A 19,441-nucleotide genomic window follows, 5' to 3' on the forward strand; every position below is an offset into this window, starting at 1 on the left:
ACCATCGCGTTTCAGGCGCTGCAGTGGCTGAGCGGGCGCTGATCGTACGGTTGCGCGCTACTGGGGGCAAGGCTAGCGTCAAATGCCGCCTCGGGAAATATGGCATCGCCAGAAAGCACGACGACGGCTCGAGAGCCGCCGTCGTGCTTGTCCGAGATCCGCATCCGCAGTGCCACGCTCATGGCGCAGCGCCGACGCTGCCTCAGTGAGCCTGCTGCTTCTTCTCGAGGCGGCGGCGATGCAGTACCGGCTCGGTATAGCCACTCGGCTGCACTCGTCCCTGGAACACCAGCTCGCAGGCTGCCTGGAAGGCGATGGAGCCCTCGAGATCCGCCGTCATCGCCTGATAGCTGGGGTCCGCAGCGTTCTGACGATCCACCACGCCCGCCATGCGCTCCAGCGTGTCCTGCACCTGGGCGTTGTCGACGATGCCATGATGCAGCCAGTTGGCGATGTGCTGGCTGGAGATGCGCAGCGTGGCGCGGTCTTCCATCAGGCCGACATCGTGGATGTCCGGCACCTTGGAACAACCGGTGCCGTGATCGATCCAGCGCACCACATAGCCGAGAATCCCCTGGGCGTTGTTGTCCAGCTCGGCCTGGATCTCCTCGGCACTCCACTGGGGATCGAGCTCCAGCGGAATGGTCAGCAGGTCATCGAGACTGGCGCGCGGGCGGCTGAGCAGGTCATGCTGCACGTCCTTCACCGAGACCTGGTGATAATGCAGCGCATGCAGCACGGCCGCGGTCGGTGACGGGACCCAGGCGGTATTGGCACCGGCGCGGGGATGGCCGATCTTCTGCTCCAGCATCGCCGCCATCAGGTCCGGCATCGCCCACATGCCCTTGCCGATCTGGGCGCGACCCCGCAGACCGCATTCCAGCCCGATATCCACGTTCCACTTCTCATAGGCCTGAATCCAGGCCGCCCCCTTCATGTCGCCCTTGCGCAGCATCGGACCAGCTTCCATCGAGGTGTGCATCTCGTCACCAGTGCGATCCAGGAAGCCGGTATTGATGAAGGCCACACGGGAACTGGCCGCGGCGATGCAGGCCTTGAGGTTGACGGTGGTACGACGCTCCTCGTCCATGATGCCCATCTTGAGCGTGGCATTCGGCAGGCCCAGCAGCTGCTCGACACGCGAGAACAGCTCGTCAGCGAAGGCGACCTCGGACGGACCGTGCATCTTGGGCTTGACGATGTAGACGGAGCCGGTGCGCGAGTTGCAGATACCGCCACGGCTGTCCTTGTCACCCTTGAGATCATGCAGCGCGATCAGACTGGTGAAGATGGCATCCATGATGCCTTCCGGCGCCTCGCTGCCATCTTCCAGCAGGATGGCCGGGTTGGTCATCAGATGGCCCACGTTGCGGATCAGCATCAGCGAGCGACCATGCAGCACGCGGGTGGTGCCATCGGCGCCGGTGTATTCACGGTCCGCGTTCAGCCTGCGCGTCATCTGGCGACCCTTCTTCTCCAGCGTCTCGGTCAGATCGCCCTTCATCAGGCCCAGCCAGTTGCGATAGACGGCCACCTTGTCGTCGGCATCCACCGCGGCCACCGAGTCCTCGCAGTCCATGATGGTGGAGAGCGCAGCCTCCATGATCAGGTCACTGACGTTGGCGGGGTCGGTCTTGCCGATGGGGTGCTCGGCATCGATCACGAGCTCCGCGTGCAGCCCGTTGTGCGCGAAGATGATCGCGCTTGGCGCGCTTTCGTCGCCGCGATAGCCGAGGAAGCGTTCCGGCGACTTGAGGCTCAGGTCACGCCCGCCGACCCGCACCAGCAGGTGGCCGTCACGAATGGAGTACCCCTCGCTGTCATGGTGCGTACCGCCAGCCAGCGGCGCGATGGTATCCAGCACCTGGCGTGCGTAGGCCACCACCTTGGCACCCCGCACCGGGTTGTAGTCCTTGCCGCGCTCGGCGCCATCGTCATCACTGATCGCGTCGGTGCCGTAGAGGGCGTCATAGAGTGAGCCCCAGCGCGCATTGGCGGCGTTCAGGGCGTAACGGGCATTCATCACCGGCACGACCAGCTGCGGTCCTGCCTGCTGGCAGATCTCGCTGTCCACGTTGGCGGTGGTGGCCTCGACACTGGCCGGCTCGTCTTCCAGGTAGCCGATCTCCTTCAGGAAGGCCTTGTAGGCGGGCAGTTCGACCTTGCCGGGATGCTCACGGTGCCACTGGTCGATGCTGGCCTGAAGCTGTTCGCGCGTTTCCAGCAGCTCGCGATTGCGTGGCGCCAGCTCGTGCAGCAACGCATCGACGCCGGACCAGAAGTCGGCCGAGGCGATACCGGAACCGGGCAACGCTTCCTCCTCGATGAAGCGGTGCAGTCCGGCATCAATGGCCAGACGTTCAAGTTGAATGCGATCGGTCATGCGTGTGCTCTCCCTGGAAACGAATATCAACTGACGAACCGTACGTGGAATGAATCATCTGCCGGGCGGTTGTGGATCACTTCACCATACCCGATGCCGTGGCTGGCGGAAGCGGGGCTTTGACCAATGAACAAGAGGCTGAAACCGGATTACCGTGTTCTGGAAATGGCATGACGAATGCTGGCAGTTCGCGACACGCAGCCCTTGTATGAAGAAACACTGTTTTTTCCTATGGCTCACGACAGCTCCAGCCGCTAGCATGGCAGCATTATGGAGATCACCATGCCCGACTTCAGCGCACTGCTCGATTATGGCCCTTTCATTCGTCTGCCTGAGTGTCTGCCCGGTCAGACGACCAGCCCGCTGGCCTGTTACCTGAGCCACTATGGCCTGGATGAACTGCGCAGCGCACATGTCACCGTACATGCCGGACACCTCGATGCTGGCGATTTTCGCCTGTGGGCACAGCTGTGGACTCCGCCGAGTCCGCGCGGCACCATCTTCGTGGTGCATGGATATTTCGATCACCTCGCGCTGTATCGGCACCTGCTGGCCCACCTGCTGAAACAGGGCTGGCAGGTCGCGCTGTGGGACCTGCCGGGGCATGGCCTGTCCTCCGGCGAGCCGGCTTCCATCGATGACTTCGGTGACTATGTCGGCTGCCTGCAGGCGTTTCAGGAGTACCTGGAAGTCCACGACCTGGCGCCGCATCCCTGGTTCGGGATCGGTCAGAGCACCGGCGGCTCCGTGCTGGCCACCGACGCCCTGATGCGTGGCAGTGACTCGCGCTGGCAGGGAATCGCGCTGCTCGCCCCGCTGGTCCGCCCCTGGGGGTGGCCGCAGTCCCGCTGGCTGCATAGCATGGCGCGCCCCTTCATCGACTCCATTCCGCGCAAGTACCGCGCGAATACCAATGACGCGGCGTTCTACGAGTTCCTGAGCACCAACGACCCGCTTCAGGCGGATCGACTCGCCGTGAAGTGGGTCTCGGCCATGCGCGCCTGGATTCCACGCCTGCAGGCCCTCCCGCCCTGCTCGCTACCCACCCTGATACTGCAGGGCGAACAGGACACCACGGTGGACTGGCAGTGGAATCTCGACGTGCTGGCCAGCAAGTTCCCCAACGCGCGGATTCATCGCCACCCCGAGGCGCAGCATCATCTGGTCAATGAGGCCGAGCCGATTCGCACGGCCTTGTTCGCCGAGCTGGATGCCTTCCTCGATGCGCTGTCGCCGCGCCCGGAACTTGAGGCCCCTGATGGCAGGGGAGGCGCCCCGGCATGTCACGAATGAGTCGCGGGCTGCGAACACTGGCGAGCCTGATGTTGATCACCGGTCTGACCGGCTGCATGGGACTGGATCAGGTGCCACGCGCGGAGCGCGACCCCATCTATGGCCTGGGCCAGAGTGCTGCCCGCCTGCTGGATGAGCAGAGCTGGACCCCGCCACTGGGCGAGCAGGTCCTGCTGCTGGCACCTCCTGAAGTGGATACCAGTCTCGAGGTGCAGCCCGGCGCACTCAATGAAGCGCTGACACGTGCCCTGCTGGCGCTCAAGGATGGCCCGCAGGTGCTCAACTGGAGCAACGATCGCCCCGGCATCGACAGTCTGCAATGGCGCCTCGTGGCACGCCTGGATACCAGCGGTGGCCCCCTGAGGCTCTCCGACCGCACCCTGCAGCCCTACCAGCTGACACTGGAGCTGGTGCGCCGTCTCAGCGCGGAGCGCCAGCAGACCCGGACATTCACGCTCAGCGGCGCCTTCGATCAGGCGGCGCTTGACGCCCTTGCCAGTGCGCGACCTGCCTCCTGAGCGCCCACTGTCTCCTCGACTCACTCTCTGACGCCGCATGGCCACCTCCTGCCTCCCGGCGTCATCCGTTACCGCCTCTGGAGCCAAGATGACTACCGCCACTCCCCGCCGTTTCCTGGCCCACCTTTATCAGGAGGGACCGCACAACCCGTTCCCCGGCATCAAGGCGCTGGAACGCAGACTGGGGCATGCGCTGCCGCATCAGTACGGCTCCAATGAAGGGCTCGACATGCCCCACGCGGTACTCGGCGGCGAGCTGGGCCATGCCCTGGCAGACCTGAGCCGCAGCTACGCGGACGCCGATGCCTGGCAACTGCGCCATCAACTGGCCGAGCGCCTGGGCGTCGCCTACGAGACGCTGCTGGTCGACGCCGGCGCCGACAGCCTGCTGGCGCTGGTGATGCGCGCCACCATCTGTGCGGGAGAGCGCGTGATCACCAGTGCCGGCACCTACCCCACACTGGCGTACTTTGCGCGCGGTCTCGGTGCTGAGGTCATTGAAGTGCCATATACCGAAGCCCATGCCTCTGATGATGCCCTCCATTTCGCCCAGCTGGCACCGGATCTCGCCGCACTCGCCGCGGCGGCAAGTCAGCATGCGGCCCGTGTCGTCTATCTCGCCAACCCGGACAACCCCAGCGGGCACCTGCACTCGGATGAAGATGTCCGAGCACTGCGTGATGCGCTCCCAGCGGACTGCAGCCTGCTGCTGGACGAGGCCTATCACGACTTCCGCCCCGATGCGGCGCAGGCCGACAATGCCCCGATGGCTCGTACCTTCCGGCTGCGCACCTTCTCCAAGGCTTATGGACTGGCGGGCCTGCGTCTCGGCTTCATGATCGCCGAGCGTGAGGATCTCGCCCTTCTGACCAAGGTTCGGATCCACTATGCCGTCAGCGCGCCGGCACTGGCAGCCGGCGAGCTGCTGCTGAAGCATCCCGAAGAAGCCGCGACTCACGTTGCCGCGGTCATCCAGTCTCGTGATCAGCTTGCCGAGCACCTGCGCTCGCTGGGGGCTGACGTCCTCCCCAGTGCCACCAACTTCCTCTGCGTGCGCCTCAAGAGCGCCGAGCGGGCTGCTCAGGTTCAGCAGCAACTGATGGCGCAGGGCGTGCTGATCACCCGCTCCCCTCACCCGGCGCTCGGCCATATCCTGCGCATCTCGACCCTGGAGGACAGCCTGGTACCGGGTCGACTGGCGCGTCTCGAGCAGGCCATCGTCGAAGAGAATCGCTCATGAGTGCCGGCCGATGAGCCTGACCAGCATCGTGCTCCGCAGCGTCGCCAGCCTTGCCTTGCTGGGGGCGAGCCTGTGGCTGATGCCTGCCCTGTGGTTCCGCCTGCCGGGACCGGAGGGGCTTCGCACGACACTGGCCGTCCTCGCGGGTGCGCTGAGCCTCATCTGTGTCATTGCGCTGTGGTGGCCGCAACTCCATGCGATTCGCTGGCGACTGGCGGGCAGCTACCTGATGCTGTTGGTCGCCAGCCTCGGCTGGTGGAACAGCATCACCCCGCGGGCGGACCGCGACTGGGCGCCGGAGGTCGAACATCTGGTCGAGGGGAGCCTCAGCCAAGATGACATCCTGCACCTCGAACAGGTGCGCAACTTCGAGTGGCGCACGCCTGAGGATTACACGCCGCGCTGGGAGAGTCGGGACTATCCTCTGGATCAACTGACCTCGGTGGATCTGTTGACCAGTCACTGGATGGGGCCGCAGATCGCTCATACGCTGGTCAGCTTCGGTTTCGCCGATGGACGCCATCTGGCCTTCTCGGTGGAAATCCGCAAGGAGCGTGACGAGGCCTTCTCGACACTGGGCGGGATGTTCAAGGAGTACGAACTGGCGGTGATCGCCGCTGACGAGCGCGACATCATCCGCGTGCGCAGCAACGTGCGCGGGGAGCAGGTGCATCTCTATCGGGTGCAGATGCCGCGCGAACTGATCCGCGAATTGCTGCTGGCCTACGTCGACGAAGCCGAGACATTGCGCACTCAGCCACGCTTCTACAACACCGCCACCAGCAACTGCACCACCCTCGTCTACGCAATGATGACGCGCCTCACCGACGGCCTGCCGCTGGACTATCGACTGCTGCTCTCCGGCTATCTGCCGGAATATGTCGCGGACCAGGATGCGCTCAGTGGCGCCGCACCCTTCGACGAGCTCAAGGCCAGAAGCCTGATCAACCCTGCCGCCATCGCCGCCGACGAGCACCCGGACGGCGACTTCTCGCGCCTGATCCGTGAGGGCATCCCCGGCGCGGACAGCCCGTCCTTCTGAACGGGCGACGCGGCCCGACAGGCAGTGCTCAGGCGCTGCGTTGTTCCGCTCCCGGGCGGGCCGGGTCTCTCCCCATCATGCGGTCCAGCTGACGATAGCCGATGGCTTCCATCAGCTGGGGCCGCTGCACGCCATCCTGCGCAATGAGATCGCTCAACGTCAGCGCGACACGCAATACCCGGTGATAGGCACGCGCCGAGAGATTGAGACGCGACAGCACGCCGGCCAGCCACTGACGCTCGCCGTCCTCCAGCTGGCAGGCGGCTTCCAGGGCATGGGTGTCGAGATGGGCATTGAGCCCGCCGCGGGCCAATTGACGAGCGCGGGCTGCCAGCACCCGTTCGCGCACTGCGTCCGAGGCCTCACCGGGGGTCGCGGACGTCAGCTCCTCAGCAGGCAGTCCCGGTACCTCGACCTGCAGATCGATACGGTCCAGCAGCGGGCCAGATAGGCGCGCCTGATAGCGCTGGATCTGGGCCGGCGTGCAACTGCAGTTGCGACGGCTGTCACCAAGATAGCCGCACGGGCAGGGGTTCATCGCCGCCACCAGCTGGAAACGTGCCGGAAAGCGCCGCTGATGGCTGGCACGCGAGATGAGGATGCGACCGCTCTCCAGCGGCTCACGCATCACTTCCAGTACACCACGATCAAATTCCGCCAGCTCGTCCAGAAACAGCACGCCATGATGGGCCAGCGACACCTCTCCCGGACGCGGCCTGGAGCCACCCCCGACCAGCGCGACACCACTGGCGGTATGATGCGGCGCCCGGAAGGGCCGCTGGCCCCAGCGCTCCATGATCGGCATCCCGCAGACCGAGCGTACCGCCGCGACTTCCAGGGCCTCGGCTTCTCCCAGCGGCGGCAGAATGCCGGAGAGGCGACTGGCCAGCATCGTCTTGCCCGTACCCGGCGGCCCCGCGAACAGCAGGTTGTGGCCTCCCGCAGCGGCAATCTCCAGCGCACGCCGCGCCTGATGCTGGCCACGCACCTCGCTCAGGTCCGGCTCCGGGAGTCGCGCCTGAGGAGTGACGGAACAGACATGCGGCATGATCCTCTCACGCCCGAGAAGGTGCGCCACCAACTCCAGCAGATGGCCCACGGACAGCACATCCAGCTGTTCCGCCAGCGCGGCCTCATCGGCATTGCCACGCGGCACCACCAGGGTGCGCCCGGCCTTGCGACAGCAGAGCGCAGCAGGCAGCACGCCCGTAACGGAGCGAATGCTGCCATCGAGTGCCAACTCGCCCAGACACTCGATCTGCGCCACGGCCTCTTCCGGCACCTGACCGGATGCCACCAGGATGCCCAGTGCGATCGGCAGATCAAAGCGCCCACCCTCCTTGGGCAGGTCAGCCGGGGCCAGATTGAGGGTGATTCGGCGCGCTGGAAACTCGAAGCCTGCATTGAGCAATGCGCTGCGCACTCGCTCACGACTTTCCTTCACCGCCGCTTCCGGCAAGCCAACGATGGAGAGCCCCGGCAGCCCGTTGGAGAGGTGTACCTCTACCTGCACCTCCGGAGCTTCAAGACCAAGAGATGCGCGCGTGCGCAACATTGCCAATGACATGAGTCTTCCCTGCGTGATGCCGCCTCTCTGCTGCACGGCGCAATCGGAGCAGGCACCCGCCTGCCATGAGCGCGAGGGCACGATACCGGTGCCATCTCCTCCAGCATGGCAAATCTCATACCTGCCAGCGTGCACACGACTCAACGCTTGGCGATACGGCACTCCTCAAATGTCACTCGCGCTGCCGGACACGGCATGTCCTCACTGCACCGCAACGGTATTATCAGCAATTCCAGCCACCCGTTTCATAATTTTCATTACGCCACCAACCCCTAGAATTACTGGATACGTAAGGAAAATACCGACTGTGGATAACATTACATAACCCCCTCGACAGGGCATTTCCCAGCGCTCAAATATCCATCATCTGGCAACGCCAAACCCTATCGATATGGACACCGAGCCGCACCACCTCATCGAAGCGTGACGCATTACACTCTGAATCAACATTTGAGGGCGACATCAGCCCTCCTCCAGCACCCGGCCAGACCGGCGAAACAGGCGGCAGAGAGGCAATATCGTCACCCGGAACGGGCAAGGCACCCGCACGATGAACCAACGGCAGCGTTTCCCGTCGACATCGCGGCATGAACTTCATGAAGAGCTTCACGAAGTAGTTCACGGAGATGTTCATGAAGAAGTGAATGGAGAAACGCCCTGGCATGACTCAGGAGGCTGGGCTCAAGAGAAGAGGCGCGAGGGAAGGGAGTGCCTTTCCCGAGAGTCACGCAGGCCCCACCCAATGCCAGCCTCCTTCGATGCGCCGGACTGGCTGCCGTGTCTGTTCAGCTCGAGACATTCATGCGGACTGAACGTTGAAAATAGCCCATCAACCGGCTTTTTCCATGAAATAACGCGCGTTCTAGCAGATATTTCACGAAGTTGGCGACATGGAGCACCTGACGGATCGCCAGCCCTCGGGCCTGCACCAGAAGAGTGCTCATGGAACATGCAAGGCGGTGCTCCAGGCGCTACAGGAGTGCCTCAAGAGGGGGACTGCTGGTATATTTGATCGGTTGTCTCGGCCCTGCTGATACAACCGCCAAGCTGTCTCAAGGAGGCCACCCAAGGGTGGCAGAGAATCGTCCAACCCACGGAAAGGGCCAGCCATTCAGGACGACTTCGGCTTGTTTCAGGAGTAACACCCCATGCAAGACATGCTTGCCTCGCTGGCACCCATGGCGGACATCATCGGCATGCTCGGCACCTCTCTGGTGGTCGGTGCCTTCTTTCTGCTGCAGATTGGCAGACTCGATGCACGTAGCCTGACCTACAACCTCATGAATCTGAGCGGGGCGATCCTCTTGTTGATCAGCCTGTGCATCAACTTCAATCTCGCCAGCTTCGTGATCGAGGTGTTCTGGATCGTGGCATCTCTGGTGGGCCTGGTTCGCTGGTTGATGGGGTCTCGTCCACAGACGGTCTGACCTGCCCGGCACCCGCCTCATGCGACGGACACAAAAAAACCGCCACACCTCGACGGGTGTGGCGGTTTTTTTGGCAGCATGCCATTCAGGCGTCGCGTTGACGCTCGATCTCCTCGGCGTGGCTGGCGGCTTCCCGCTTTGCCAGCGCGGTCTCTCCCTCATCGTCCACCGCCACGGCAGGCTCGGTGGTCGACGCAGCACCCGCCACCAGTCCCTGCTTCTCCAGCAGCGCCTCAAGTGCGATGACCTGCTTCTCCAGCGACTCCACACGCCCGCGAGTCCGCGTCAGCACATCCATCATGATGTCGAAGTCCTCGCGCGACACCAGTTCCATGCGATCAAAGGCGCTGCGCATCACGCCCTGTACGGACTTCTGCAGCTCTTCCGGGCCGTGCGAGGCGTCCTGGAGGCGCTCACCGATCTGCTGGGCCATACGCCCGATGACGTCGTTCTTGAACATGCTCCACCTCAGCCATTGCAAGCCGACGGGCCCATCATGGGGCTGTCGGTCAGAGAAAAGGATCTCCCCGAAACGTGGGGGACATCATGTCATGTTGCAAGGATACGCAACCCGCTGGCCTGACGCATGTCCCGACCCCGAATCTCTCGCCACTGACGGCAGGCACCGGCCCTTGTGCACCATATTAGCGCTATCTCCTACCTCGAAAGCCGCAATTCAGGCACCAAAGCGGTGCATCGCCATGGCGTTCTTCTTGCCGTCATTTTTGGCCTTGCTGCGGAGCTGCTTTTTCCTTCAGCACAACTAGATGAATTTAAAGATTTTTTAACCTCATGGCATACCTCGTGCGATGCACTTGTCAGGAACAGGCCACCAGCAGTGTCTGATTGGCCGCACTCAACATGACAGATCATTGCGGTAGCAAACGGGGGCAGCACATGAAACTGATCACCGCCATCATCAAACCCTTCAAGCTGGACGACGTGCGTGAAGCGCTGGCCGACAACGGCGTGCAAGGCATCACGGTCACGGAAGTGAAGGGCTTCGGGCGACAGAAGGGCCACACCGAGCTGTATCGCGGCGCCGAGTATGTCGTCGACTTCCTTCCCAAGGTCAAGATTGAAGTGGCTGTTGATGACAGCAGTGTGGAAACGGTGCTGGACGCCATCACCCAGGCAGCCAACAGCGGCAAGATCGGCGACGGCAAGCTGTTCGTCACCCCGCTGGATGACGTGATCCGTATCCGTACCGGTGAACGCGGCGCCGATGCTGTCTGAGCCCCGCGCACAATAATAAAGGAGAATCCCGCATGAACGAGATCATCGAGGTCAAGTACGCACTTGATACCTTCTATTTCCTGGTCTGTGGCGCCCTGGTGCTGTGGATGGCTGCCGGCTTTGCCATGCTGGAAGCTGGCCTGGTACGCGCCAAGAACACTACCGAGATCCTGACCAAGAACGTGGCGCTGTTCGCCATCGCCTGCACCATGTACATGGTGGTCGGTTACCACATCATGTACTCAAGCGCCGAAGGCGGCTTCCTGCCGAGCCTGGGCTTCTTGATCGGCGCCGAGAATACCGCTGAGGAAGCGCTCGCTTCCGGTGGCGACATCTACTACAGCGCGCGTTCCGACTTCTTCTTCCAGGTGGTGTTCGTGGCGACCGCCATGTCCATCGTCTCCGGTGCAGTCGCCGAGCGCATGAAGCTGTGGGCCTTCCTGGCCTTCGCCGTGGTCATGACGGGCGTCATCTACCCGGTCCAGGGCTACTGGACCTGGGGTGGCGGCTTCCTGAGCGAAGCGGGCTTCAGTGACTTCGCCGGCTCCGGCATCGTGCACATGGCAGGCGCTTCCGCCGCACTGGCTGGCGTGCTGCTGCTGGGGGCTCGCAAGGGCAAGTACGGCAAGAACGGTGAGATCAACGCCATCCCGGGCTCCAATCTGCCGCTGGCGACCCTGGGCACCTTCATCCTGTGGCTGGGATGGCTGGGCTTCAACGGCGGCTCCGAGCTGGTGCTGTCCAACATCGATGAAGCCAACGCGGTCGCTCAGGTCTTCGTCAACACCAACGCCGCTGCCTGCGGGGGTGTCATCGCTGCCCTGATCCTCGCCCGCCTGTGGTTCCGCAAGGCTGACCTGACCATGGCCCTCAACGGCGCCCTGGCTGGCCTGGTCGCCATCACCGCTGGTCCGCTGGCACCGAGTGTCGGTGCTGCCACCCTGATCGGCGCCGTCGGTGGCCTGCTGGTGGTGTTCTCCATCGTCGGCCTCGACAAGCTCAAGCTCGATGACCCGGTCGGTGCCATCTCCGTCCACGGTGTAGTCGGTCTCTGGGGCCTGATGGCAGTGCCGCTGACCAATGACGATGCCACCTTCTCCGCACAGCTGCTGGGCGCCGTGTCCATCTTCGCCTGGGTATTCATCGCAAGCTTCGTGGTCTGGCTGGTCATCAAGACCATCATGGGACTGCGCGTCAGCGAAGAGGAAGAGTACGAAGGCGTCGATCTGGCGGAATGTGGCATGGAGGCGTATCCGGAATTCACCTCCAGCCGCAAGTAATCAAGGATCGAGACTCACGCGACACCCAAAGACTCCCGCCACCTGGCGGGAGTCTTTTTTCCTGACCGGATAAGCGGTGTATGCTTGAGCAATAGGGGCTGGCGTGGCGAGCAGCAACGCCACCCGCACCATCACCCAAGGAGAGAGACGATGAAACTGGTCACTGCCATCATCAAGCCATTCAAGCTCGACGACGTACGCGAATCCCTGTCCGAGATTGGCGTCCAGGGTATCACCGTGACCGAGGTCAAGGGTTTTGGCCGCCAGAAGGGCCACACGGAGCTGTATCGGGGTGCCGAGTATGTGGTCGACTTCCTTCCCAAGGTGAAGCTCGAGGTCGCCGTGGATGACGCCATGATCGATTCCGTGATCGAGGCGATCACCAATGTCGCCAACACCGGCAAGATCGGTGACGGCAAGATCTTCGTCTCGCCGCTGGAGCAGGTCATTCGCATCCGTACCGGCGAGACCGGCAAGGACGCCGTCTAAGCCCCTGGTGCAAGCCCTGGCGATGACGTGCTGCCCCGACGGGTGACATGAGCACACAAAAAACCGCAGGCCATTGGTCTGCGGTTTTTTCGTTTCAGCACGTGCCGTTCATGCGTGATGCTCGTGGTTCATGCTCAGGGCATCACTTCTCGACATGCTTACGTCTCGACACGCTCACTTCTCAACACGCTCACTTCTCAACACGCTCACTTCTCAACAAAGGCACGCTCGATCACATAGTCACCCGGCACACCCATCTTCGGCGAGATGGCGAAGCCACGGGCATCCAGCATGGCGCTGATATCGTCGAGCATCGCCGGCGAGCCGCAGATCATCGCGCGGTCACGCTTCGGGTCCAGCGGCGGCAGGCCGATGTCCTCGAACAGCTTGCCATTCTCGACCAGATCCGTGATGCGGCCCTGATTGCGGAACTCCTCGCGCGTCACGGTCGGGTAGTAGATCAGCTTCTCGGCGATCTCTTCCCCAAGATACTCGTGCTTGGGCAGCTCTTCCGCGATCATGTCGGCATAGGCCAGCTCTGAGACATGGCGCACACCGTGCATCAGGACGATCTTGTCATAGCGCTCATAGGTCTCCGGGTCCTGAATCACGCTCAGGAAGGGCGCCAGGCCAGTTCCGGTGGAGAACAGGTAAAGATTCTCGCCCGGCAGCAGATCGTCCAGCACCAGCGTTCCGGTGGGCTTGCGCGAGACCATGATCTGGTCACCCGGCTTGAGGTGCTGAAGGCGTGAGGTCAGCGGGCCGTCCTGCACCTTGATGGAAAAGAACTCCAGATGCTCTTCGTAGTTCGGGCTGGCGATCGAGTAGGCGCGCATCAGCGGCTTGCCTTCGACTTCCAGGCCGATCATCACGAACTGGCCATTCTTGAAGCGCAGGCTGTCTTCCCGCTGGGTGCGGAAGCTGAACAGCGAGTCGTTCCAATGATGGACGTCGATGACTTCGGTAGTGGTCAGACTGCTCACCTGGTGGCCTCCCGGGGTCGCGCCCCTTGAAATCAAGCATTCTATTATGGAATAAGCAAATAACAGCTTATGACCCAATGAACTATGCAGCGATTGTAGTCACTGTTGGGTTATGCGTTAAATGGTTTATCTGGATATAGGTTATCCAGACTATCAATATTGATTGCGAATGAATCGCATTACAAGCCCGGCAATGGCCTGCTTCACATTGCAGCGCGAACCGGGTGTTGCGCTGGCCAGCGAGCTCCTCTCGACACTGCCTGCATGCACAAGGAGGCGGAATGCGTTACAGCCTGCGACAACTGGCGGTCTTCGTTGCCGTGGCACGCCACGACAACGTCTCGCTGGCAGCCGAAAGCCTCGCGATGTCACAGTCCGCCGCCAGCACGGCCCTGGCCGAACTGGAGCGCCAGTTCGACTGCCGCCTGTTCGACCGGCATGGCAAACGCCTGCGCCTCAATGGCCTTGGCCGCGAACTGCTTCCCAAGGCCATCGCCTTGCTGGATCAGGCGGAAGAACTCGAGCAGCTGCTCGGCCAGCAGGATGCCACCGGTTCACTGGAAATCGGCGCCACCCTGACCATCGGCAACTACCTGGCGCCCCAGATCGTCGGCAGCTTCCTCGAGCATCATCCGGCCAGCCGTGTGGAGCTGCATGTCCTCAACACCCACCAGCTGATCGAGAAGCTAGCGCATTTCGAGCTCGATATCGGGCTGGTGGAAGGCGAGGTGGAGCACCCATTGCTGGAAGCCACGCACTGGGTAAGTGATCGCCTGAGCATCTTCTGCGCTCCCTCGCATCCTCTGGCCCGAGGAGAGTTGACGCTCGCACGTCTGCTGGAGGCGCGCTGGATCATGCGTGAACGGGGCTCTGGCACCCGCAGCACCTTCGAACAGGCACTGCGCCCACACCTCGAGAGCCCCTCGGACAGCGTGGCCCAGCGACTCGACATCATGATGGAACTGGAGCACACCGAGGGGATAAAGCGCGCGGTGGAGGCCGGCCTGGGGATCGGCTGCGTTTCACGACTGGCGCTACGAGACGCCTTCCGGCGCGGTAGCCTGGTCGAGCTGCCTACCCCATGGCTGGAACTGACTCGCGCCTATCGATTCGTCCATCATCGCGACCGCTTCATTACCCAGGCCATGCGCGAGTTCGTGACGAGCTGCCGCACCCTGAGTGGCTCTGCCTCACGCAGCGACGAGATCGAGATGCATCAGGTACCGTGACCATCAAGCAGCATGGCTGCAGGTACGCAAGCACTCACTTACCCTCCATATTGCATGACGCCAACGCACAAGCACCGCCAGCGAGTCCGCTGACGGTGCTTTCAGATTCAGCAGGCCGTGTAACGCCCTGCCGTCATGTCACCGACTTCAGTGATTCAGGCCAGTGAAGCGCTGCTTGATGTCGTCGGCACTCTCATGGGAGAGATCCTTGTCGACGGTCTCGCTGACCAGCTTGGCCACCGGCTTGTCGAGCTTGTCACGCAGCGCACCGAGGAACTTGGGTGCGGCAGCGATGATCAGCTGATCAAACTTGCCGTCGTTGGCCGCCTGCTTGAGATATTGCGCCACTTCCTTGGCGAAGAAGTCCTGATGCTTGTCCGAGGTCGCGCCATCATCTCCCGTCTGATGCAGGCTACCGTGCCCGCCACTGGACTCGCCCTTGCCACCGGTTCTCAAGTCACCGGTATGCTGACGGCTTTCAGGATGTACGAGGCTGTCCACTTCAGTGACCTTGCCGGCAGCACGGGCAAAGATACGAGCGCGGGCGGCATCAGCAGCAACGATGTAAGTAACCATTTACACACTCCCTGTCTCTCGTGAGGCGTCGTTGATCAGATATTGACGATCATCTTCTGCGTTCATCAGAGGACATGCTGGCAGCGGAGTGAACATTCAACCCTTGCCGGACTGTGGGGGTAATTTTTCCACACCCAAGCTAGGAGAATTGCCGACATGACGACATGGCCGTCGCCACTCCCGGACATGACGCGGCTGGCGAAGTGCGTGCTAACATCCGCTGCACACAGGGCCCGCTCTGTCCTCTTTCTCGCCCTCTCACTCTTTTGCTCTGTTCCGGAGATGTCTCGATGCGCGATCTGCTCCTGATGCGCCGCCCACTGCCCCGCCGTGTGCTGGTCACCGCTCACCTGTCGATTCAGCTGGGCCTTCTGGTCGCGGCTACCGGTTGGACGCTGCAGCACCTGACGCCCATCGGGCCGGACAATTCACTGCTGGCACAATGGCCAGTCCTGTCTCAGGGTGTCGGCGGCTTCCTGCTGGCCTCCGTTCTCACGCGTCTGCTGTTCGAGCTGTTGATGGCACCGCATCACGTGATGAGCGTACGTGGCGCCAACCACTCGTTGGATGCAGCCGCACTTGTCACGCGCTCCATCTCACGTCGCCCTGCCGTGCATGACGATGACGACAGCTGGGTCGGCAAGCCGCGTAGTGTCACCTGGCCGCGCGAGGGCGAGGCATCAGCTGCCACACCGGCGGCAACGACGCCTGCCGAAGCATCGTCCAAGGCCGCCGCCAAGCCGCAGGAACCGAGCCTGGGCGGCGACGATGAGCTTCCGGACACCAGCAGCACCGAGGCACGCAGGACGGAGCCTAGCCTCTGATGACACGTCACGATGAGTGACGCTCGGACGAAGCAAGCACTCACTGACGTCCTTGTGGAAGACATACGAAAACGCCCTGTGTGATTGTCATCACGCAGGGCGTTGTCTTTTCTGCGGCTCACATCATCCGATCAGTCCGTGGCCTCAATGCCCCAGTATCTGGCTGAGGAACAGCTGGGTCCGCTCGGACTGCGGATTGTTGAAGAACGGCTCCGGCGCGTTCTCTTCGATGATCTGCCCCTGATCCATGAAGATGACACGATCCGCCACCGTCTTGGCGAAGCCCATCTCGTGGGTCACGCACAGCATGGTCATGCCTTCATTGGCCAGTTCGACCATGACATCCAGCACTTCCTTGATCATCTCCGGGTCCAGCGCCGACGTCGGCTCATCGAACAGCATCACCTCCGGGCTCAGACACAGCGAGCGTGCGATCGCGACACGCTGCTGCTGGCCGCCGGACAGCTGCCCCGGGAACTTGTGGGCCTGATCGGCGATGCGCACCCGCTCCAGGTACTTCATGGCTTCGGCTTCCGCCTCGCGGCGTGGCCGCTTCTGTACCCAGATCGGCGCCAGACAGCAGTTCTCCAGCACCGTCAGATGCGGGAACAGATTGAAGTGCTGGAAGACCATGCCGACGTTGCGACGGATCGCCTCGATCTGCTTGATGTCCTGGGTCAGCGGCATGCCGTTGACCACGATATCGCCTTCCTGATGCTCCTCGAGATGATTGATGCAGCGGATCATCGTCGACTTGCCGGACCCTGAAGGCCCGCAGATGACGATACGTTCGCCCTTGCGCACGCTCAGGTTGATGTCACGCAGCACGTGGAAGTCGCCGTACCACTTGTTGAGGCCCTTGAGCTCGATCATCGGGCGCTCATCGGCACCGGTTTTGCCCTGCGAGGCGGATGTTGTCGTTGTCATGATGAAGATTCCTTGGCGCCGTGATCAGCGCTTCTTGTGACCGGTATGCAGCAGGCGCTCGAGATACTGGCTGTAGCGCGACATGCTGAAGCAGAAGACCCAGAAGACCAGTGCTACGAAGGCATAGCCCTCGATGGAGTAGCCCAGCCATTTGGGGTCGGCGAGACCGGCCTGCACGATGGCGAGCAGATCGAAGAGCCCGATGATCAGTACCAGCGAGGTGTCCTTGAACAGGGCGATGAAGGTGTTGACGATGCCGGGGATCATCATCTTGAGCGCCTGGGGCAGCACGATCAGCCCCATGTTGCGCCAGTAGCCCAGCCCCAGCGCCATGCCGGCCTCGGTCTGCCCTTTCGGGATCGCCTGCAGGCCACCACGCACCACCTCCGCCATGTAGGCACTCTGGAACAGGGTGATGCCGATCAGCGCACGCACCAGCTTGTCCAGATTGACCTCACCGGGCACGAACAGCGGCAACATCACCGAGGCCATGAACAGCACGGTGATCAACGGTACCCCGCGCCAGAACTCGATGAACACGACGCAGATGCTCTTCACGATCGGCATCTCGGAACGCCGTCCCAGCGCCAGCAGGATCCCCAGCGGCAATGCCGCCACGATGCCCACCACCGCCAGCACCAGAGTCAGCATCAGGCCGCCCCACTCGTGGGTGCCGACGACCTCGAGCCCGAAGCTGCCACCATGCAGCAGGAAGTAGGCGATGAAGGGGAAGACCGCCAGCGTGACGATGGCGACCCAGCCCTTTGCCGGCAGTTTCGGAATCGCCAGCCAGGCGATCAGCACGGCAAAGATGGCGAACACGATATCGACCCGCCAGGTCTCCTCACTCGGATAGAAGCCATAGATGAACTGATCGAGGCGGGCGCTGATGAAGACCCAGCACGCCCCCTCACCCGTGCAATCAGCACGCGATGTGCCACTCCAGTCGGCATCGATCAGCGCCCATTGCAGGCTGGGCACCACCAGCAGGTAGACCAGATACAGCGCGAACAGCGTGAACAGCGTATTGATCGGTCCGGCGAACAGATTGGCTCGCAGCCAGGCCACCGCACCGATGCTGTCGCTTGGCGCCGGGCGGGAATCGATCATCTTCTCGGTAACCCGTGACAGGGTCTTTTCAATCGACATGGGCAGACCCTCAGCGCTCGACCAACGCCATGCGGGCGTTGAACCAGTTCATGAACATGGAGACCAGCAGACTGATGGTCAGATACACCAGCATCGTCATGGCGATCACCTCGATGGCCTGACCCGTCTGGTTGAGCGTGGTACCCGCGAAGACCGAGACCAGATCGGGATAGCCGATGGCCGTGGCCAGCGACGAGTTCTTGATCAGGTTCAGGTACTGGCTGGTCAGCGGCGGGATGATGACGCGCAGTGCCTGCGGCACCACCACGAGGCGCAGCGTCATGCCACCTGACAGCGACAGCGCCCGTGAGGCCTCCGTCTGGCCGTGCGGTACCGCCTCGATGCCGGAACGCACGATCTCGGCGATGAACGCCGCGGTGTACACCGACAGCGCGACCCACAGGGCGAGGAACTCGGGAACGACCGTGATGCCGCCACGGAAGTTGAAGCCCTTGAGTTCCGGCAGCTCCCAGCTCAGCGGCATGCCCATCGCGAAGTAGGCCAGCAGCGGCGCCACGATGATCAGGCCGAGCGAGATCCAGCCCGCCGGCAAGCGCTGACCGGTACGGGCCTGACGCTGGCGGTTCCAGTAGCTGAAGATGCCGCTGGCGACGACGGCCAGCACGAACACGGCAATCACCACCGAGAAGCCGCTGGAGGTGATCGGTGCCGGCACGAACAGACCGCGCACGTTGAGGAAGAAGGCCTCGCCCAGCGACAGCGAACCTCGCGGACTCGGCAGAGTGCGAAGAACGGCGAAGTACCAGAAGAAGATCTGCAGCAGCAGGGGAATGTTGCGGAAGACTTCGATATAGACCGCCGCCAGCCGCGAGATCAGCCAGTTGGGGGAGAGACGGGCGATCCCCATGATGAAGCCGATCACGGTGGCCGCGATGACGCCCAGTGCGGATACCAGCAGGGTGTTGAGCAGACCGACGATGAAGGTATCGCCATAGGTGGACTGCTCGGAATAGTCGATCAGACTTTGCAGAATGCCAAAGCCTGCGGTGTTGTCCAGGAAGGCAAAGCCGGTGGTGATGCCACGGCTTTCGAGGTTGGTCAGGGTATTGCTGACGATGATCGCCAACACGCCGAACACGCCTGCCAGCATCAGAAGTTGGAAGATCAGTGCTCGCTTGGCCGGGTCACGCCAGAATGGCGGCTTGACCGTGGCCGGCGGGCGAGAAGCAGGTTGTGTCATACAGGCAATCTCCGCCGGAAAGCTATGCGACTTCCGCCTGCCGCCCTATCGAACGGCAGATCAGTTATCTCTCGGCA

The 19,441-nt window shown here is 62.5% G+C and carries 19 protein-coding genes; 10 read left to right on the top strand and 9 right to left on the bottom strand.

All coding sequences use genetic code 11. From position 1 onward, the window contains the following. Positions 1-202: 202 nt before the first annotated feature. A complete protein-coding gene (locus BFX80_RS17155; protein WP_084209511.1) occupies positions 203-2,383 on the bottom strand; it encodes a malate synthase G in 2,181 nt (726 codons plus the stop codon). Between the two features lie 282 nt (positions 2,384-2,665). Here BFX80_RS17155 and BFX80_RS17160 point away from each other — a divergent pair, with 282 nt between their 5' ends. The 4 genes from BFX80_RS17160 (at position 2,666) to BFX80_RS17175 (ending at position 6,476) form a co-directional block, all read left to right on the top strand. Beyond that, positions 2,666-3,676 (top strand): alpha/beta hydrolase, encoded by a 1,011-nt coding sequence (locus tag BFX80_RS17160; protein WP_084209512.1) that lies wholly within the window; start codon positions 2,666-2,668, stop codon positions 3,674-3,676. Then, positions 3,664-4,194 carry a hypothetical protein gene (locus BFX80_RS17165; RefSeq protein ID WP_157109506.1) on the top strand — a complete coding sequence of 177 codons (531 nt, stop codon included), beginning with the start codon at positions 3,664-3,666 and terminating at the stop codon, positions 4,192-4,194. Before BFX80_RS17160 ends, BFX80_RS17165 begins: the two co-directional genes overlap by 13 nt. A gap of 88 nt (positions 4,195-4,282) precedes the next feature. Further along, positions 4,283-5,434, top strand: a complete 1,152-nt coding sequence (locus BFX80_RS17170; RefSeq protein WP_084209514.1) for a pyridoxal phosphate-dependent aminotransferase — start codon at positions 4,283-4,285, stop codon at positions 5,432-5,434. 10 nt (positions 5,435-5,444) lie between these two features. Continuing rightward, on the top strand, positions 5,445-6,476 hold the full coding sequence (locus BFX80_RS17175; RefSeq protein ID WP_084209515.1) for an Lnb N-terminal periplasmic domain-containing protein: 1,032 nt from the start codon (positions 5,445-5,447) through the stop codon (positions 6,474-6,476). Between the two features lie 28 nt (positions 6,477-6,504). On the opposite strand, the gene BFX80_RS17180 is transcribed toward BFX80_RS17175, so the two are convergent. Both BFX80_RS17180 and BFX80_RS17905 read right to left on the bottom strand, forming a co-directional pair. After that, positions 6,505-8,043: a YifB family Mg chelatase-like AAA ATPase gene (locus BFX80_RS17180; RefSeq protein WP_084209516.1), complete on the bottom strand. Its 1,539-nt coding sequence runs from the start codon at positions 8,041-8,043 to the stop codon at positions 6,505-6,507. Between the two features lie 352 nt (positions 8,044-8,395). After that, the gene (locus BFX80_RS17905; RefSeq protein ID WP_157109507.1) at positions 8,396-8,665 is read right to left on the bottom strand and encodes a hypothetical protein; all 270 of its coding nucleotides are present in this window, start codon (positions 8,663-8,665) and stop codon (positions 8,396-8,398) included. Between the two features lie 526 nt (positions 8,666-9,191). Between BFX80_RS17905 and BFX80_RS17185 the strand changes: the two genes are divergently transcribed. Continuing rightward, positions 9,192-9,470 carry a CBU_0592 family membrane protein gene (locus BFX80_RS17185; RefSeq protein WP_205632716.1) on the top strand — a complete coding sequence of 93 codons (279 nt, stop codon included), beginning with the start codon at positions 9,192-9,194 and terminating at the stop codon, positions 9,468-9,470. 85 nt (positions 9,471-9,555) lie between these two features. Here BFX80_RS17185 and BFX80_RS17190 read toward each other — a convergent pair whose 3' ends face one another. Beyond that, entirely contained in the window at positions 9,556-9,930 is a 375-nt protein-coding gene (locus tag BFX80_RS17190) for an accessory factor UbiK family protein (RefSeq protein WP_084209517.1), read from the bottom strand. Between the two features lie 437 nt (positions 9,931-10,367). On the opposite strand from BFX80_RS17190, the gene BFX80_RS17195 reads away from it, so the two are divergent. The 3 genes from BFX80_RS17195 (at position 10,368) to glnK (ending at position 12,475) form a co-directional block, all read left to right on the top strand. Beyond that, positions 10,368-10,706, top strand: coding sequence for a P-II family nitrogen regulator (locus tag BFX80_RS17195; protein ID WP_065392452.1), 339 nt, complete (start codon positions 10,368-10,370; stop codon positions 10,704-10,706). 32 nt (positions 10,707-10,738) lie between these two features. Further along, positions 10,739-11,986 carry an ammonium transporter gene (locus tag BFX80_RS17200; RefSeq protein WP_077379618.1) on the top strand — a complete coding sequence of 416 codons (1,248 nt, stop codon included), beginning with the start codon at positions 10,739-10,741 and terminating at the stop codon, positions 11,984-11,986. Between the two features lie 150 nt (positions 11,987-12,136). Continuing rightward, complete coding sequence (glnK, locus tag BFX80_RS17205; RefSeq protein ID WP_024951507.1) at positions 12,137-12,475, top strand: P-II family nitrogen regulator; 339 nt, start codon at positions 12,137-12,139, stop codon at positions 12,473-12,475. 206 nt (positions 12,476-12,681) lie between these two features. Here the strand turns inward: glnK and BFX80_RS17210 are convergent, their stop codons facing one another. Next, positions 12,682-13,458, bottom strand: a complete 777-nt coding sequence (locus BFX80_RS17210) for a ferredoxin--NADP reductase (RefSeq protein WP_084209518.1) — start codon at positions 13,456-13,458, stop codon at positions 12,682-12,684. 281 nt (positions 13,459-13,739) lie between these two features. Between BFX80_RS17210 and BFX80_RS17215 the strand changes: the two genes are divergently transcribed. Further along, positions 13,740-14,687 (top strand): LysR family transcriptional regulator, encoded by a 948-nt coding sequence (locus tag BFX80_RS17215; RefSeq protein WP_084209519.1) that lies wholly within the window; start codon positions 13,740-13,742, stop codon positions 14,685-14,687. A gap of 147 nt (positions 14,688-14,834) precedes the next feature. Here BFX80_RS17215 and BFX80_RS17220 read toward each other — a convergent pair whose 3' ends face one another. Beyond that, the gene (locus tag BFX80_RS17220; protein WP_077379624.1) at positions 14,835-15,263 is read right to left on the bottom strand and encodes a host attachment protein; all 429 of its coding nucleotides are present in this window, start codon (positions 15,261-15,263) and stop codon (positions 14,835-14,837) included. A gap of 290 nt (positions 15,264-15,553) precedes the next feature. On the opposite strand from BFX80_RS17220, the gene BFX80_RS17225 reads away from it, so the two are divergent. Next, on the top strand, positions 15,554-16,087 hold the full coding sequence (locus BFX80_RS17225) for a hypothetical protein (protein WP_084209520.1): 534 nt from the start codon (positions 15,554-15,556) through the stop codon (positions 16,085-16,087). 144 nt (positions 16,088-16,231) lie between these two features. Here the strand turns inward: BFX80_RS17225 and BFX80_RS17230 are convergent, their stop codons facing one another. From BFX80_RS17230 to BFX80_RS17240, 3 genes are all read right to left on the bottom strand, one after another. After that, positions 16,232-16,960: an amino acid ABC transporter ATP-binding protein gene (locus BFX80_RS17230; protein WP_043331784.1), complete on the bottom strand. Its 729-nt coding sequence runs from the start codon at positions 16,958-16,960 to the stop codon at positions 16,232-16,234. A 78-nt stretch (positions 16,961-17,038) separates the two neighbouring features. Then, positions 17,039-18,163 carry an amino acid ABC transporter permease gene (locus BFX80_RS17235; protein WP_084209521.1) on the bottom strand — a complete coding sequence of 375 codons (1,125 nt, stop codon included), beginning with the start codon at positions 18,161-18,163 and terminating at the stop codon, positions 17,039-17,041. Positions 18,164-18,173: 10 nt separating this feature from the next. Further along, positions 18,174-19,364, bottom strand: a complete 1,191-nt coding sequence (locus BFX80_RS17240; RefSeq protein ID WP_077379632.1) for an amino acid ABC transporter permease — start codon at positions 19,362-19,364, stop codon at positions 18,174-18,176. Between the last annotated feature and the right edge of the window lie 77 nt (positions 19,365-19,441).

The organism is Cobetia marina (genome assembly GCF_001720485.1).
GTDB classification, from domain to species: Bacteria; Pseudomonadota; Gammaproteobacteria; order Pseudomonadales; family Halomonadaceae; genus Cobetia; species Cobetia marina.